We start from the raw sequence: 13,557 nt of genomic DNA on the forward strand, positions 1-13,557 counted from the left end.
CGGGCAGCCGGCCGCCGGACGGCGGCTGGGGTCGTTTGGGACAATCGGGGCATGACCGAGCTGCCCCGCAAGGCCGTGGCACGGACGGCGAGGCTCGCCGCCCTGCCGATCGGGTACGCCGGGCGCAGCGCGCTCGGGCTCGGCAAGCGGATCGGCGGCGCGCCCGCCGAGGTCGTGATGACCGAGATCCAGCAGCGGACCGCCGAGCAGCTCTTCCGGACCCTGGGCGAGCTCAAGGGCGGCGCGATGAAGTTCGGCCAGATGCTGTCGGTGCTGGAGTCGGCGTTCCCCGAGCAGCTGGTCGGCCCCTACCGCGAGCAGCTGACCCGGCTCCAGGACGCCGCTCCCCCGATGCCGACGGCCACCGTGCGCGAGATCCTGGCGCACGACCTCGGCGCGGACTGGAAGGACCGGCTGGTCTGGCTCGACGGCGGTCCGACCGCCGCGGCGTCCATCGGCCAGGTGCACCGGGGGCGCTGGCACGACGGCCGCGACGTCGCGGTGAAGGTGCAGTACCCCGGCGCCGGCGACGCGTTGCGCTCCGACCTGCGCGCGATCTCGCGCGTGGCGCGGACGGCCGCGCCGCTCGTGCCCGGCCTCGACCTGAAGCCGCTCGTCGAGGAGCTGCAGGCCCGCGCCGCCGACGAGCTCGACTACCAGCTCGAGGCCGAGGCGCAGCGCACGTTCGCGGCGGCCTTCCGCGACAACGCGGAGATCGTGGTGCCCGACGTCGTCGACGTCGGGCCGACCACGCTGGTGACCGAGTGGCTCGACAGTCCCGCGTCCCTGGCGTCGATCATCGCCGGCGGCTCCCAGGACGAGCGCGACCACTACGGCGAGCTCTTCGTGCGCTTCCTCTTCTCCGGCCCGGTGCGCACCGGGATGCTCCACGCCGACCCGCATCCCGGCAACTACCGGATCCTGCCGCACGCCGACGGCACGCCCGGCGGGCTGGGCGTGCTCGACTTCGGGGCGGTGGCCCGGCTGCCCGAGCGCGGCCTGCCCGAGGTGATGGGCCGGCTGCTGCGCATCGCGGCCCAGGAGGACGAGGCCGGGCTCGTCGAGGGGCTGCGCGCCGAGGGCTTCATCAAGGAGCGCATCTCGGTCGACGCGCGCCAGGTCCTCGACTACCTCGCGCCGTTCGTCGAGCCCACCCGAGTCGAGAAGTTCCGGTTCAGCCGCGCCTGGATGCGCAAGCAGTTCGCCCGCATCAACGACCCGCGCGACCCGGCGTACACCGTCGGCATGAAGCTCAACCTGCCTCCGTCGTACCTGCTCATCCACCGCACCTGGATCGCCGGCCTGGGCGTGCTGTGCCAGCTCGAGTGCGAGGCGCCGTTCCGGCAGATCCTCACCGAGTCGCTGCCGGGGTTCGCCGACCCCAGCGCCGAGCCCGGCCCGAGCTGACTCCTACAGCTTGAGGTGCATGACGTGCAGGCCGACCAGGCCGTGCGCGCGGGAGTCGAACGCCTCGGGCACGGTGCCGACGACCTCGAAGCCCAGCGACTCCCAGAGGCGTACGGCGCCGGTGTTGGTCTCCACGACGGCGTTGAACTGGATCGCGCGGAAGCCGTGGTCGCGGTGCCACTGCACGACATACTCGCCCAGCGCGCGTCCCACGCCGCGGCCACGCGCCTCCGGGGCGACCATGAACGACGCGGTGCCGACATGGCTGCCGCGGCCCGGCCGGTTCGGCCCCATCAGGGCGCTGCCGAGGATCCGGTCGGGGCCCTCGTACACGACGGTCTGTGCGGGCGCCGGGGGCGTCCAGAGGGCGTGCGCCTGCTCGGAGGTGAGGTCGAGCGGGTAGGCGTAGGTCTCGCCGGCGCGCACGATCTCGTCGAAGAACTCCCACACCTGCGGCCAGTCGGCCGCCGTCATCGCACGGATCACTTGTGCCCGACCTTCCCGTCGATCGACTCTCGGATCAGGTCGGCGTGGCCGTCGTGGCGGGCGTACTCCTCGATCAGGTGCAGCAGGATCCAGCGCAGGCTGGCCCGCTCGCCGTTCCGGCCGGCGCGCGCCGCGAGGTCGTCGAGGTCGGCCGCGGCGTAGACCCGGTCGGCCGCGGCCACCTCCGCCTCGAACATCGCGCGCAGCTCCTTCGGGTCGTCGCCGACGGCGGAGTGCCACTCCCAGTCGCTGTCCGCCTTCCAGTCCGCCGAGTCCCACGGCTCGCCCTGCGGCTGGTCGAGGAAGATCGCCCGGCTCCACCAGCTCTCGACCCACGCTAGGTGCTTGAGCATGCCGCCCAGGGTCATCGTCGACGGCGCGAGCGGCTGGTTCAGCTGCTCGGCCGTCAGGCCGCGACACTTGCGGCGCAGCACGTCGCGGTTGTGGTCGACGAATCCCTGGATCATGGCGCGCTCGCCACTCGTGGGTCGAGTCATCGGGGCTCCCTCCTGGTGATGCAGTACGTCGTGCCGACGGGGTCGGTCAGCACCGTCCACCAGTCGTGCCGGTCGCCGACCGTCGCGCCGAGGTCGACGTGGCGGGCGATCTCGGCTTCGCGGTCCTCCGCCGACAGGTCGAAGTGGGCGGTCACCGCCGGTTGCTCGTCGTCGAGGCGCTGGACCAGCCAGCGCAGCGGCATCGTGTCGGGCGGCTCGAGGCGCGCGAACTCCCGGTCGACGTCCGGGTCGTGCTCCCAGCCGGTCAGCTTCTGCCAGAACTCCACCTCGCCGTCGTACGCCGAGGGCGGGATGTCGAGGCAGACCTGGTCGACCTGGGAACGGCCGCCGGGCCAGCTCGCGGGGCGCGGGCGGACCCGCGCCGGGTGGCTCACGAAGCAGAACACGAAGCCGCCGGGCGACCGCACGACGACGTACCCCTGCTCGTGCCGCATCAGCACATGCCCGCCGAGCTCGATCGCGGCCTCGGCGGCGATGGCGGGGTGCTCGACGTGGAGGTCGAGGTGGAGGCGGGCCGGGCCCTCGGCGAGGTGCTGGACGCGCAGGTAGTCGTCGCCGTCCGGCGGCACCAGCGTCACGAAGTGGTCGCGCTCGCCGCGCGGGTCGGAGATGGCGTACCCGGTGACGTCGCGCCAGAACTCCACGCCGCGGTCGAAGTCGCCGGGGGCGAGGTCCAGGAAGGCGCTCACCCAGAAGGGAGTGGTGGTCATGAGACGGGCTTGTGCAGGACGGCGCCGGTCGGCGTGACGCGGACGTCGTCGCCGTCGGCCGCGGCGGTGCCGTCGACGAGGAGCGTCATGCCGGGGTTGTCCAACGGCGGGAAGAGCAGCGTCACCGACGGGTTGGCGCCGACGTTGGCGACCGAGCCGCGGCCCGGGGCCGGCACGCGCAGCGCGCCGTCCTCGGCGACCGCGCGGACGGAGACCGCCTTGACCAGCCCGTCCTTCGCGGTCAGCAGGTAGCCGCGGTCGAACGCCTTCAGCTGCTCGGGGAGGTCGGCGAGGTCGACGACAACACTCATGTGGTGAGGCTATCGACCCAGCGCTCGCCCGCCACCCGGGTTTCACCGGAGCCGGCGGTCAGCTCGGCGACGAGCGCGGCCAGGCGCTGCTCCTGCTCCGGAGGTACGCCGAGGCGCAGCGTCACCCGCGCGGCCCGGCGATGGTCAGGTGGCTCAGCCCCACAGCCCCAGCACCTCGCCGCCGATCCGCACGATGAACGCCGAGACCACGACGATGAAGAAGACCCGCACGAAGCGGGACCCGCGGGCGACGGCCGTGCGCGCCCCGACGTACCCGCCCACGATGTTGCAGGCGCCCATCACGAGCGCGACCTGCCAGACGATCGCGCCCTGCGGCGCGAAGACCAGGATCGCCGCGAGGTTGGTCGCCCAGTTCGCGAGCCGCGCCTGGGCCGACGCCTCGAGGAAGCCGTAGCCCATGAGGCCGACGAGCGCGATGACGAAGAAGCTGCCGGTGCCGGGGCCGAGCGCCCCGTCGTAGAAGCCGACCGCGAGGCCCGTGCCCATCGCGATGAACGTGTGGCGGTGCCCGTGGTACCGCAGCATCGTGCGCGCACCGAGCCGCGGGTTGAGGAGCACGTAGGTGCCGACGACGATCAGCGCGACCAGCACGATCGGCTCGAACGCCGAGCGCGGGATCTGGCTCGCCACCAGCGCGCCCAGAGCGGACCCGACGAAGGCCAGCGCCATCAGCGGCAGGAACGTCCGCGGGTCGGGCCGGACCCGGCGGTAGTACGTCGCCGCGCTCACCGTCGTGCCGCTGATCGACGCCACCTTGTTGGTCGCGAGGATCTGCACCGGCGTCGCGCCCGGCATCCCGACCAGCAGCGCAGGGAGCTGGATCAGCCCGCCGCCGCCGACGACGGCGTCCACGAAGCCCGCGGTCAGGGCCGCCAGGCCCAGCAGGGCGAGCACGGTCGCGGAGAGGTCGTCCATCGCAGGACATTCTCCAAGTCGGTTCCCAGTGGTCCTCAAGTGGGCGCGGCTTGAGTACTCCCACCGAACCGAATCGGGTCCACGACGGCACAAGCCCTCGAGACACCCCGGAGCCACCGAAAGAGAGAGTCCCATGTCCCGTCGCTGGATGAACCGGGCGCTGATCGCGCTCGTCGTCCCCGTCGTCACCGTCCCCGTCCTCGCGACGTCCGCCACCGCGGCCGGCGCGGCCAAGGTCCCGACGGCCGAGGCCACCGCCAAGATCTACCCCCACGTCTCCACGGTCTCCGAGTCCACCAGCAAGGTCTTCGGCCCGGGCAAGAAGTGCGGCTCGCAGAAGGTCATCAAGGGCGCCAGCCAGACCTCGGCGTCGTACTCCCCCGACTACAGCGACCCCGCGCTGCTCGAGGACCCGACCGCCTTCGAGATGACCGGCGAGCGGCCGGGCCTCTCCGCCACCGCGATGAAGTTCCCGAGCACCAAGGCGGCGATCGACTACCTGCACGGCTACGAGAAGTACGCCAAGAAGTGCCCGGTCACGAACCCCGGCGGGGGCGGCGGTGGCGGCACCGGCGGCCAGCCGGACTGCAAGTCGTCGATGAAGAAGATCAACTTCAAGCTCGGTGACGAGCGCTGGGGCTACCAGATGAAGCTGACCTGCCCCGACTCGTCGACGGTCATGAACTCGCTCTTCGCCCGTGACGGCAAGTTCGTCGTCTACACGACGGCGATGTCGATGGACGCGACCGCGCCCTCGATCCCGAAGTCGGTCGAGTTCACCAAGCTCGGCCTCACGACCGTGAGCTGACGCCACCCCACCGGCCGCTCACGCAGGACGGCCCCGGACCCACCGGTCCGGGGCCGTCCGCATGTCCTAGTGTCGGTGGGGTGCGGATCGTCTCGCTGCTGCCGTCCACCACGGAGATCCTCTTCGCGATCGGCGCCGGGGACGACGTCGTCGGCGTGACCTTCGAGTGCGACCACCCCGCCGAGGCGCGCACCCGCCGGATCGTCTCGACCTCGGCGATGCCGGAGGGCCTGGCACCCGCGGAGATCGACGCGTACGTCGCGGGCGCGATGAGCCGCGGCGAGGATCTCTACCACCTCTCGGCCGACGCGCTCGCCGAGCTCGACGCCGACCTCGTCGTCACCCAGGACCTCTGCGCCGTCTGCGCCGTGGACGTGTCCGTCGTCGACGACGCACTCTCCTACCTCGGCTGCCGCGCCGAGGTGCTGACCATCGACCCGCACACGCTGGACGAGGTCTTCGGCTCGATCGTCGTGCCGGGCACGGCGACCGGGCACGTCTCCGCGGCCGAGGCGCTGGTCGCCTCGCTGCGGGACCGGCTCGCCGCCGTCCGCGCCCGGGTCGCCGAGCGGCGTCGTCCGCGGGTGATGCTGCTGGAGTGGACGGACCCGCCGTACGCGCCCGGCCACTGGGTCCCCGAGATGGTCGAGGCCGCTGGCGGCGAGTGCCTGCTCGGCAGGCCCGGAGCGCGGTCCGAGCGCGTGCCGTGGGAGTCCGTGCACCAGGCCGAGCCGGACGTCGTGGTCGTCGCGCCCTGCGGCTACGACCTCGCCGGGGCGCGGACGCTCGCCGACGACCTGGTGGCCGCCGGCGTGCTGCCGGCCGGGGTGCCCGTGCACGCCGTGGACGCGAACGCCGCGTGGGCCCGCCCGGGCACCCGCCTGGTCGACGGCGTGGAGGAGCTGGCGGCCCTGCTGCACCCGGCCTGAAGGAAGCTCACCCACCCGTGGGCTGTCAATTGTGGGTCGACCGGCGTACCGTCGAGGCAGCCGAGAGTTTCTCGTGACCCGTCGCCCAAGGCGCCTCCGTTCCCGGTTTATCGATACGCGTTCGACCGGGAACCATGATGTTGTACTCATCGGCCGTCAGGCTGGACCCACCCCGCGCGCACCTCACGGTCTCCGGGGAGCTCGACATCTTCACCACGCCCCTGGTCCAGCGCGACATCGAGGCCGCGCTCGACGGCGGCTGCGTGGACTTCACGGTCGACGTCGCGGCCGTCACCTTCGTCGACGCTTCCGGGCTCGGGTCGTTCGTGCACCTGCACAACACCGCGAAGACCTCCGGCGGATCCCTGAAGTTCGTGGCCGCGAGCAGCGCCTTCCTGTGGGTGAGCAGCGTCGCGGGCCTGCTCTCCGCCTTCGACCTGGACCAGCCGCTCGCCGAGCGGCTGCTGGCCTGAGCCCTGGGTCAGTCGCCGGCCCAGAAGCCGCGGCCGCCGAACCAGTCGCCGTACCCGCCGCCGTACCCGCCCCACGGGCCGCCGCGGCCGCGGCCGCCGAGGTACGAGCCGACGACGGCGGCTCCGAGGTCGTCGAGCTCGGGCGCGACCACCCGGCCGTCGACCCGCTGGGCCATCTGGTCGATGAAGCGGGCGAGTCCGGGGTCCTCGCCGAGCCGGAAGAACGTCGTCTGCGCGCCGAGCCGGCCGGCGTTGTCGAGCTCGCGCACGGCGTACGCCACCGTCAGCGGGTGCGGCGGGTAGGCGAAGTAGACCTGGCCGTCGGGCTCGAGGTGCGAGGTCGGCTCGCCGTCGGTGACGATCAGCAGCACCGGCTGGGCGCTCGGGTGCTTGCGGAAGTGCCGGTTGGCGAGCAGCAGGGCGTGGTGGAGGTTGGTGCCCTTGTCCCACATCGCGTCGAGCGCGGTGAGCTCCTCGATCTCCATCACCTCGGCGTGCCGGCCGAAGCCGATCAGCTGGAGCTGGTCACCGCGGAACCGGGACCGGATCAGCGTGTGCAGCGCGAGGGCGGTGCGCTTCATCGGCACCCAGCGGCCGTCCATGGCCATCGAGAACGACGTGTCGACCAGCAGCGCGACCGCCGCCTGGGTGCGCGCCTCGGTCTCCTGCACCTCGATGTCGTCGACGCTCAGTCGCGGCCCGCTCGGGTCGGCCGCTCGGCGGAGGACGCCGTTGAGCATGGTGCGCGGGACGTGCCACGGCTCGGTGTCGCCGAACTCCCACTGCCGGGTCGCGCCGGACAGGTCGCCGGCTGCGCCGGCCCGCTGGAGCTCGCGGTTGCCCTGCCGGCCCGACATCCGCTCGGCGACGTCGCGCAGCAGCGTCTTGCCGAGCTGGCGCATCGCCTTCGGGGAGAGCCGGTACTGCCCGTCGGAGCCGCGCTGGAGGTAGCCCGAGTCGCGCAGCGCCCGCTCGAGCTCCTGGAGGGTGCGCGCGTCGACCGCGGCGTCGTCACCCAGCTGCCGCGCGAGCGTGTCGAGGTCGAGGTCGTCCATGCGCGCGCCGCCGTACGACTGCGAGAGCTGCTCGGCGAGCCGGTCGAGGTCGGCGAGGTCCTGGAAGACGCCGGTGCCGTCGCCGAGGCCGAGCCCCTCCTCGCCCGACATCTGCTCCGAGCCGCCCCAGTCGAGGTCGGGCCGCAACGCCTGGAGGTTGTCGTCGAGCCGGCCGAGCTGGTCCGCCAGCTGCGGCGAGCCGAACGCCTGCGCCGACAGCTCCATCAGCTGCTGGCGCTGCTCGGGCGACATCGAGTTGAGCATCCGCTGGGCCGCGGCGGAGCGCTGGGCGAGCGACTCGAGGAGCTCGTCGATGTTCTGCGGGTTCTCGGGGAAGAAGTCCCCGTGCTTCCGCATGAACTCGTCGAAGTCCTCCTGGGTGTCGTCGCCCAGGCGGTGCTTCTCGAGCAGCTCGTTGAGGTCGCCGAGCATCTCGTTGACGGCGGCGCGGTCGTCGTCGGTGGCGTTCTCGAGCGCCTCCTTCATGCCGGCGAAGCGCTGGTCGAGCAGCTCGCGGCCGAGGAGGTCCTTGATCTTCTCGTAGTCCTCGCGGGCCTGGCTGCTCTGCCAGTCGTACGACGACAGCTCGCTCACCGCCGCGGCGGTGTTCGGCGGCAGGTTCTCCAGCTGCATCTCGCGCAGGGCGCGGTCGCCGTCGTCCATCATCGCGTCGCGCGCGAGCTGCTTGCGCTCCTCGAGCACCGCATGGTCGAGGAGCTCCTTGATCTCCTGGAGGGTGCCGTCGAGGTTGTGCCGCTGGGTCAGCTCGCGCCGGCGCTCGGCGACCCGGCGGGCCAGGTCGTCGAGACCGCTCTGGTCGCGGCCGCCGCGACGCAGGAACTCCCGCATGGCGCGCTCGGGCGAGTAGCCCGCCATCACGTCCTCCCCGATGGCGTCGAGCGCCTCGGCGAGGTCGACCGGCGGGGCCAGCGGGTCGCCGCCCTCGTAGCGCTTGAAGCGGGTGCGGTCCTTCATCCGTAGACCGTCTCCGCGCCGTCGGTGTCCTTCCCGATCTTGCGGGCGAGGTAGAGGCCCTCGAGCGCGAGCTCGATGGCACCCGCCCGCTGGCCGTCGTTGGCCGCGCCGACCCGGTCGCACACCTCGTCGTACAGCTCCGACTCGCCGAGCACCGGCAGCCCGGTGAGGAAGTCGCGGGCCGTGACCTGCTCGCCGGTGGTGACCATCGCGCCGTTCTCGATCGCCTGCACCAGCAGGCCGAGGTCGATGCCGCGGAAGCGCTGGCGCACGGTCTCGGCTACGGCCGTGCGCAGCAGGTGGGTGAGCACCTCGGTCTCGCGGCCCTCCTCGCCGGTCTCGAACTCGATCTTGCCGCCGAGCACGTCGACCGCGGTCTCGAGGTCGACGACCCGGGCGACCGGCTCGGACTCGCCCTGGCTGGTCGCGCGGTGCAGCGCGGCCGCGGCGATCGTCTCGGCGCCCGCGATCGAGAAGCGCGCCGAGACGCCCGAGCGCTGGTCGACCGAGCTGGACTCGCGCAGCGCGCGGGTGAAGCGGGCCAGGATCTCGACCAGGTGGTCGGGCACGTCTGCGACCAGCTCGGCCTCCTGCCGGATCACCGCGACCTCGTCGTCGAGCTCGGTCGGGTAGTGGGTGCGGATCTCGGCGCCGAAGCGGTCCTTGAGCGGCGTGATGATGCGGCCGCGATTGGTGTAGTCCTCGGGGTTCGCGGTCGCGACGACGAGCACGTCGAGCGGCAGCCGCAGCACGTAGCCGCGGATCTGGATGTCGCGCTCCTCCATCACGTTGAGCATCGCGACCTGGATGCGCTCGGCGAGGTCGGGCAGCTCGTTGATCGCGACGATGCCCCGGTGGCTGCGCGGGATCAGGCCGAAGTGGATCGTCTCCGGGTCACCCAGCGAGCGGCCCTCCGCGACCTTCATCGGGTCGACGTCGCCGATCAGGTCGGCGACCGAGGTGTCCGGGGTGGCCAGCTTCTCGGCGTACCGCTCGTCGCGGTGCCGCCACGAGATGCGCAGGTCGTCGCCGTACGTCGCGGCCGCCTGCTGCGACGTCACGGTGATCGGGTCGTAGGGGTGCTCGCCGAGCTCGGAACCGGAGATCACCGGGGTCCACTCGTCGAGCAGGCCGACCATGGTCCGCAGCAGCCGGGTCTTGCCCTGGCCGCGCTCGCCGAGCAGCACGACGTCGTGGCCGGCGATCAGCGCCCGCTCGAGCTGCGGCACCACCGTGTCCTCGAACCCGTGCAGGCCGGGCCACGGATCCCGGCCCTCGCGGAGCGCCGCGAGCAGGTTGTCGCGGATCTCCTGGCGGAGCGACTTCTGGACGTGGCCGGAGGCGCGCAGCTCTCCGACCGTGCTGATGGAGGGAGCAGTCACGGCTTTCACGCTACGCCGACGAGACAAGAACCGGGACCCGTCTCCGGTTACGGGCAGGTGACGGGAGCCCTACGCTGATCACCGTGGCCCTCCAGGACACCTGCCCGTGCGGCTCCGGCGCGACGTACGACGCGTGCTGCGGCCGGATGCACCGGGGTGCCGTGGCCGCGGCGACGGCCGAGGAGCTGATGCGGTCGCGCTACGCGGCGTACGCCGTCGGCGACCTCGACTACGTGTTCCGCACCTGGCACCCGCGGACCCGGCCCGCCGACCTCTCCCCCGACCCCGGGCTGACCTGGACCGGCCTGGAGGTGGTCGACGACGGCGCCGACTGGGTGGAGTTCGTCGCGTCCTTCACCCGCGCCGGCGTGCCGGGCGAGCTGCGGGAGCGCAGCCGCTTCCAGCGTCGCGGCGAGCGCTGGGTGTACGTCGACGGCGACGTCTCCTAGCAGCTGACTAGGGGACGACCGCCACGGCGCAGTCGGAGTGCTCGACGACGCTCAGCGCGACCGACCCGGTCAGCAACGTCGACAGCCGCCCGCCCCGGTGTGCACCGACCACGACGAGGTCCATCCGCTGCGACCGCTCCACGAGCGTGCCTGCGGCGTCGTCGCGCACCAGCTCGACGCGGGCACTGACGTCGGGGTACTTCTCGGCCAGGCCGCCGAGCGCCTCGGCGATCGGCAGCCGGAGGTCCTCGTCGGTCGCGTCGGGCGGCCAGACCTCCTCGACGCCGTGCAGGATCGTCAGCGGCAGCTGCCGCAGGGACGCCTGGTGGTAGGCGAACTCCGCGACGGCGCGCGAGGCCGGCCCGCTGTCGACGCCGGCGACGACGCCGTTGCGCACCTTTCCGCGGTTGCCCGGCCGCACGACGACCACCGGGCAGGTGGCGTGCCGGACGACGGCGACGCTGACCGAGCCGAGCAGCAGGCTCGCGACCGGTCCGCGGCCGCGTGAGCCCACGACCAGCAGGCTCGCGTCCTCGGCGAGCCGGAGCAGCGTCACCCGGGGGTCTGCCATCCACGCGGTCTCGTGCACCGCGAGGTCGGGCGCCCGCAGGTGGACGTACTGGCGCGCCTCGGTCAGCAGCCGGCGCCCGTCCTCGGCCATCTCCTCGACCACGGCGCGGTGGCTCCCGCCCATCGGGTCTGCCCACGCGGAGCCCGCGGGGTCGACGCCGAAGGCCAGCGTCAGCTGCCGGCGCTCGCGCGTGGCGTGGTCGATCGCCCAGTCGAGGGCCCGGTCCGACGAGGGTGAGCCGTCGATGCCCACGACGACGGTGCCCGGAGGAATGAGTGAGTTCTCCATGGCCCCACGCTCCTCCCGGCCGGTCCGGGAGGAGTAGCGCCGAAGGCCCGGCGGTCTCGGGACCATTGGCCCATGGCAGGGCGCGCGGGCCGCGCGCACCATGGATCGACCACCAGATCCCACCACCGGATCCCACCAGCGAAGGAGGCAGTCGTGCAGGAGACGGTCGACCTCAGCCCGGACCGGTGTGCGCTGCTCCTCGGCGCCGGCGTCACCGGTCGCGTGGCGCTGTCCTCACCGGACGGCCCGCACATCGTGCCGGTCAACTACGCGGTCGTCGGCGAGGCGCTGATCATGCGCACCTCGCCGTACAGCGTCCTCGGCACCTACGGCCGCGGCAGCATGCTCGCCTTCGAGGTCGACTGGTTCGACCACGAGCGCTGGCGCGGCTGGAGCGTCGTCGCCCGCGGCCGCGCCGACGTCGTCACCGACCAGGCCGAGCTCGACCGGATCCGGGCCACCGGCGACCCGCACCCGTGGGCCGGCGGCTCCCGCAACCTCTACCTGCGGCTGCGCTGGACCGAGCTCACGGGCCGGCAGATCGGCGTCGGCTGGGATCCCCTCGATGTCCTGCCAGTACGCCGCGCGGTCTAGGCGACGGCGCTCGGGCAGACTGGCCCCGTGCACCCGAGCGACGACTCCGCCGCCGCCCTGCCCGACACGACCCGGGCGCTCCTCGACGCCGTCGCGGCGATCTCGTCCGACCTCGACCTGCGCAGCGTGCTGTCGCGGATCGTCGAGGCGGCGACGCGCCTGACCGATGCGCGGTACGGCGCGCTCGGGGTGATCGGCGACGAGTCCGCGCTCGTCGAGTTCGTGACGACCGGGATCTCCGAGGAGGAGCGCGCCCGGATCGGCGACCTGCCGCACGGCCGCGGCATCCTCGGCCTGCTGATCAGGCATCCCGAGCCGATCCGCCTGGACGACCTCGCGCGGCACCCCGACGCGACCGGCTTCCCGCCGAACCACCCGCCGATGGCCACGTTCCTCGGGGTACCCGTCCGGATCCGGGGCACGGTCTTCGGCAACCTCTACCTGACCGAGAAGGCCGACGGCCGCTCGTTCACCCAGCAGGACGAGCTCCTCGTCGAGGCCCTCGCCAACACCGCCGGCTTCGTCATCGAGAACGCCCGCGCCTACGGCCTGAGCGAGCGCCGGCGCCAGTGGCTCGAGGCGGCGGCCGAGCTCGACGAGGCCGTGCAGCCGCCGGTCGGCTTCGACACCGCGCTGCGCGAGATCGCGCGGTCGGCCCGGAGCGTCGCGCGGGCGCGTGCGGTCGCCGCCACCACCAGCCGGCCCGGTAGCTCGCCGCAGTTCTCCTGCGCCCGGCCCGAGGACCTGCCCACGGTCTCCGCCGCGCTGAGCGGCCTCGTCGACGACCCGGTCGCCACCCACGCGTCGCGGCCGGTCGAGCGCGCCGTCGAGGGGTACGGCGCGTTCGTCGTACCCCTGCGCACGCACCTGGCCGGCAGCGGCCTGCTGGTCGCCTTCTACGAGCCCGGCACCGGGCCGCTGCCGGTGGAGGACCGCGAGCTGTTCGTCTCCTTCGCCGAGCACGCCGCACTGTCACTCGACCGGGCCCAGGGCCTCGACGACCGCGCCGAGCTCGCCGTCACGTCCGACCGCGAGCGCATCGCCCGCGACCTGCACGACGTCGTGATCCAGCGGCTGTTCGCGACCGGGCTGCACCTCCAGCGCGCCGAGGTGACGGCCCAGAACCCCGACGTCGCCGAGATCGTGCGCGGTGCCGCCGACGCGCTCGACGAGACGATCCGCGACATCCGCGGCACGATCTTCGAGCTCCAGCAGCACCGGACCGGCCCGTCGCTGCGCGCCGACCTGCGGGCGCTCGTCCACGAGTACGCGCCCCTGCTCGGGTTCGAGCCCGTCATCCGCACGTCGGGGCCGGTCGACTCCGCGGTACCGGCCGAGGTCCGCGACCAGCTGCTGCCCGTGCTGCGCGAGGCGCTCTCCAACCTCGCCCGGCACGCGGCCGCCGACCACGGCGAGGTGGACGTGACCGTCGCCGACGGCGAGGTGCGGCTCACCGTGCTCGACGACGGCATCGGCATCGGCGAGGTCGACCGCGAGAGCGGGCTGCGCAACGCCCGCCGGCGCGCCAGCGCCCTCGGCGGCCGGCTCGAGGTGACCCGTCGTACCCCGCGCGGCACGTCGTTCGTCTGGCGGGCGCCGCTGCCGGGCTGAGCGGTGGGCGGGGTCGGGGTCGCGCGCCAGCTGTAACGGGGTGTTGTGGCAGCT

At 73.0% G+C, this 13,557-nt stretch carries 16 protein-coding genes; 7 read left to right on the forward strand and 9 right to left on the reverse strand.

Translation table 11 applies throughout. The annotated features are described in order from the left end of the window. The first annotated feature begins 51 nt into the window (after positions 1 to 51). Positions 52 to 1,407, forward strand: coding sequence for an ABC1 kinase family protein (locus ACFQQI_RS09650; RefSeq protein WP_378561543.1), 1,356 nt, complete (start codon positions 52 to 54; stop codon positions 1,405 to 1,407). Between the two features lie 3 nt (positions 1,408 to 1,410). Here the strand turns inward: ACFQQI_RS09650 and ACFQQI_RS09655 are convergent, their stop codons facing one another. The 6 genes from ACFQQI_RS09655 to ACFQQI_RS09680 are packed head-to-tail and all read right to left on the reverse strand — an operon-like array spanning position 1,411 to position 4,368. Continuing rightward, complete coding sequence (locus ACFQQI_RS09655) at positions 1,411 to 1,893, reverse strand: GNAT family N-acetyltransferase (RefSeq protein WP_378561546.1); 483 nt, start codon at positions 1,891 to 1,893, stop codon at positions 1,411 to 1,413. After that, the gene (locus tag ACFQQI_RS09660; RefSeq protein WP_378561549.1) at positions 1,890 to 2,390 is read right to left on the reverse strand and encodes a DinB family protein; all 501 of its coding nucleotides are present in this window, start codon (positions 2,388 to 2,390) and stop codon (positions 1,890 to 1,892) included. The genes ACFQQI_RS09655 and ACFQQI_RS09660 overlap by 4 nt, the downstream gene beginning before the upstream one ends. Then, on the reverse strand, positions 2,387 to 3,121 hold the full coding sequence (locus ACFQQI_RS09665; RefSeq protein ID WP_378561552.1) for a VOC family protein: 735 nt from the start codon (positions 3,119 to 3,121) through the stop codon (positions 2,387 to 2,389). The genes ACFQQI_RS09660 and ACFQQI_RS09665 overlap by 4 nt, the downstream gene beginning before the upstream one ends. Next, complete coding sequence (locus ACFQQI_RS09670) at positions 3,118 to 3,432, reverse strand: pyridoxamine 5'-phosphate oxidase (protein WP_378561555.1); 315 nt, start codon at positions 3,430 to 3,432, stop codon at positions 3,118 to 3,120. Before ACFQQI_RS09670 ends, ACFQQI_RS09665 begins: the two co-directional genes overlap by 4 nt. After that, positions 3,429 to 3,557: a hypothetical protein gene (locus ACFQQI_RS09675; protein ID WP_378561558.1), complete on the reverse strand. Its 129-nt coding sequence runs from the start codon at positions 3,555 to 3,557 to the stop codon at positions 3,429 to 3,431. Before ACFQQI_RS09675 ends, ACFQQI_RS09670 begins: the two co-directional genes overlap by 4 nt. Positions 3,558 to 3,585: 28 nt before the next feature. Beyond that, a complete protein-coding gene (locus ACFQQI_RS09680) occupies positions 3,586 to 4,368 on the reverse strand; it encodes a sulfite exporter TauE/SafE family protein (RefSeq protein WP_378561561.1) in 783 nt (260 codons plus the stop codon). Positions 4,369 to 4,501: 133 nt separating this feature from the next. Here ACFQQI_RS09680 and ACFQQI_RS09685 point away from each other — a divergent pair, with 133 nt between their 5' ends. The 3 genes from ACFQQI_RS09685 to ACFQQI_RS09695 all read left to right on the forward strand — a co-directional run bounded on the left by ACFQQI_RS09685 (position 4,502) and on the right by ACFQQI_RS09695 (position 6,578). After that, complete coding sequence (locus tag ACFQQI_RS09685; RefSeq protein ID WP_378561564.1) at positions 4,502 to 5,176, forward strand: hypothetical protein; 675 nt, start codon at positions 4,502 to 4,504, stop codon at positions 5,174 to 5,176. An 80-nt stretch (positions 5,177 to 5,256) separates the two neighbouring features. Beyond that, complete coding sequence (locus ACFQQI_RS09690; RefSeq protein ID WP_378561567.1) at positions 5,257 to 6,105, forward strand: ABC transporter substrate-binding protein; 849 nt, start codon at positions 5,257 to 5,259, stop codon at positions 6,103 to 6,105. Between the two features lie 134 nt (positions 6,106 to 6,239). Then, entirely contained in the window at positions 6,240 to 6,578 is a 339-nt protein-coding gene (locus ACFQQI_RS09695; RefSeq protein WP_378561570.1) for an STAS domain-containing protein, read from the forward strand. Between the two features lie 8 nt (positions 6,579 to 6,586). On the opposite strand, the gene ACFQQI_RS09700 is transcribed toward ACFQQI_RS09695, so the two are convergent. Together ACFQQI_RS09700 and ACFQQI_RS09705 are read right to left on the reverse strand one after the other, a co-directional pair. Continuing rightward, on the reverse strand, positions 6,587 to 8,608 hold the full coding sequence (locus ACFQQI_RS09700) for a VWA domain-containing protein (RefSeq protein WP_378561573.1): 2,022 nt from the start codon (positions 8,606 to 8,608) through the stop codon (positions 6,587 to 6,589). Beyond that, positions 8,605 to 9,999 carry a magnesium chelatase gene (locus tag ACFQQI_RS09705; protein ID WP_378561576.1) on the reverse strand — a complete coding sequence of 465 codons (1,395 nt, stop codon included), beginning with the start codon at positions 9,997 to 9,999 and terminating at the stop codon, positions 8,605 to 8,607. The genes ACFQQI_RS09700 and ACFQQI_RS09705 overlap by 4 nt, the downstream gene beginning before the upstream one ends. A gap of 74 nt (positions 10,000 to 10,073) precedes the next feature. On the opposite strand from ACFQQI_RS09705, the gene ACFQQI_RS09710 reads away from it, so the two are divergent. After that, positions 10,074 to 10,439 (forward strand): YchJ family protein, encoded by a 366-nt coding sequence (locus tag ACFQQI_RS09710; protein WP_378561579.1) that lies wholly within the window; start codon positions 10,074 to 10,076, stop codon positions 10,437 to 10,439. Positions 10,440 to 10,446: 7 nt separating this feature from the next. Here the strand turns inward: ACFQQI_RS09710 and ACFQQI_RS09715 are convergent, their stop codons facing one another. Then, a complete protein-coding gene (locus tag ACFQQI_RS09715; protein WP_378561582.1) occupies positions 10,447 to 11,298 on the reverse strand; it encodes a universal stress protein in 852 nt (283 codons plus the stop codon). A 153-nt stretch (positions 11,299 to 11,451) separates the two neighbouring features. Between ACFQQI_RS09715 and ACFQQI_RS09720 the strand changes: the two genes are divergently transcribed. Both ACFQQI_RS09720 and ACFQQI_RS09725 read left to right on the forward strand, forming a co-directional pair. Beyond that, positions 11,452 to 11,892, forward strand: a complete 441-nt coding sequence (locus ACFQQI_RS09720; RefSeq protein WP_378561585.1) for a pyridoxamine 5'-phosphate oxidase family protein — start codon at positions 11,452 to 11,454, stop codon at positions 11,890 to 11,892. Positions 11,893 to 11,919: 27 nt separating this feature from the next. After that, on the forward strand, positions 11,920 to 13,503 hold the full coding sequence (locus ACFQQI_RS09725; protein ID WP_378561588.1) for a GAF domain-containing protein: 1,584 nt from the start codon (positions 11,920 to 11,922) through the stop codon (positions 13,501 to 13,503). Positions 13,504 to 13,557: the final 54 nt, after the last annotated feature.

Source organism: Nocardioides sp. GCM10030259 (assembly GCF_042666375.1).
In the GTDB taxonomy this organism is placed as follows: domain Bacteria; phylum Actinomycetota; class Actinomycetes; order Propionibacteriales; family Nocardioidaceae; genus Nocardioides.

What these genes read in the sequence shown, in the direction of transcription:
- ACFQQI_RS09650 (WP_378561543.1), top strand. Translation starts at nt 52, where the DNA reads ATGACCGAGCTGCCCCGCAAGGCCGTGGCACGGACGGCGAGGCTCGCC.
- ACFQQI_RS09660 (WP_378561549.1), bottom strand. Translation starts at nt 2,390, where the DNA reads ATGACTCGACCCACGAGTGGCGAGCGCGCCATGATCCAGGGATTCGTC.
- ACFQQI_RS09665 (WP_378561552.1), bottom strand. Translation starts at nt 3,121, where the DNA reads ATGACCACCACTCCCTTCTGGGTGAGCGCCTTCCTGGACCTCGCCCCC.
- ACFQQI_RS09670 (WP_378561555.1), bottom strand. Translation starts at nt 3,432, where the DNA reads ATGAGTGTTGTCGTCGACCTCGCCGACCTCCCCGAGCAGCTGAAGGCG.
- ACFQQI_RS09680 (WP_378561561.1), bottom strand. Translation starts at nt 4,368, where the DNA reads ATGGACGACCTCTCCGCGACCGTGCTCGCCCTGCTGGGCCTGGCGGCC.
- ACFQQI_RS09685 (WP_378561564.1), top strand. Translation starts at nt 4,502, where the DNA reads ATGTCCCGTCGCTGGATGAACCGGGCGCTGATCGCGCTCGTCGTCCCC.
- ACFQQI_RS09695 (WP_378561570.1), top strand. Translation starts at nt 6,240, where the DNA reads ATGATGTTGTACTCATCGGCCGTCAGGCTGGACCCACCCCGCGCGCAC.
- ACFQQI_RS09700 (WP_378561573.1), bottom strand. Translation starts at nt 8,608, where the DNA reads ATGAAGGACCGCACCCGCTTCAAGCGCTACGAGGGCGGCGACCCGCTG.
- ACFQQI_RS09715 (WP_378561582.1), bottom strand. Translation starts at nt 11,298, where the DNA reads ATGGAGAACTCACTCATTCCTCCGGGCACCGTCGTCGTGGGCATCGAC.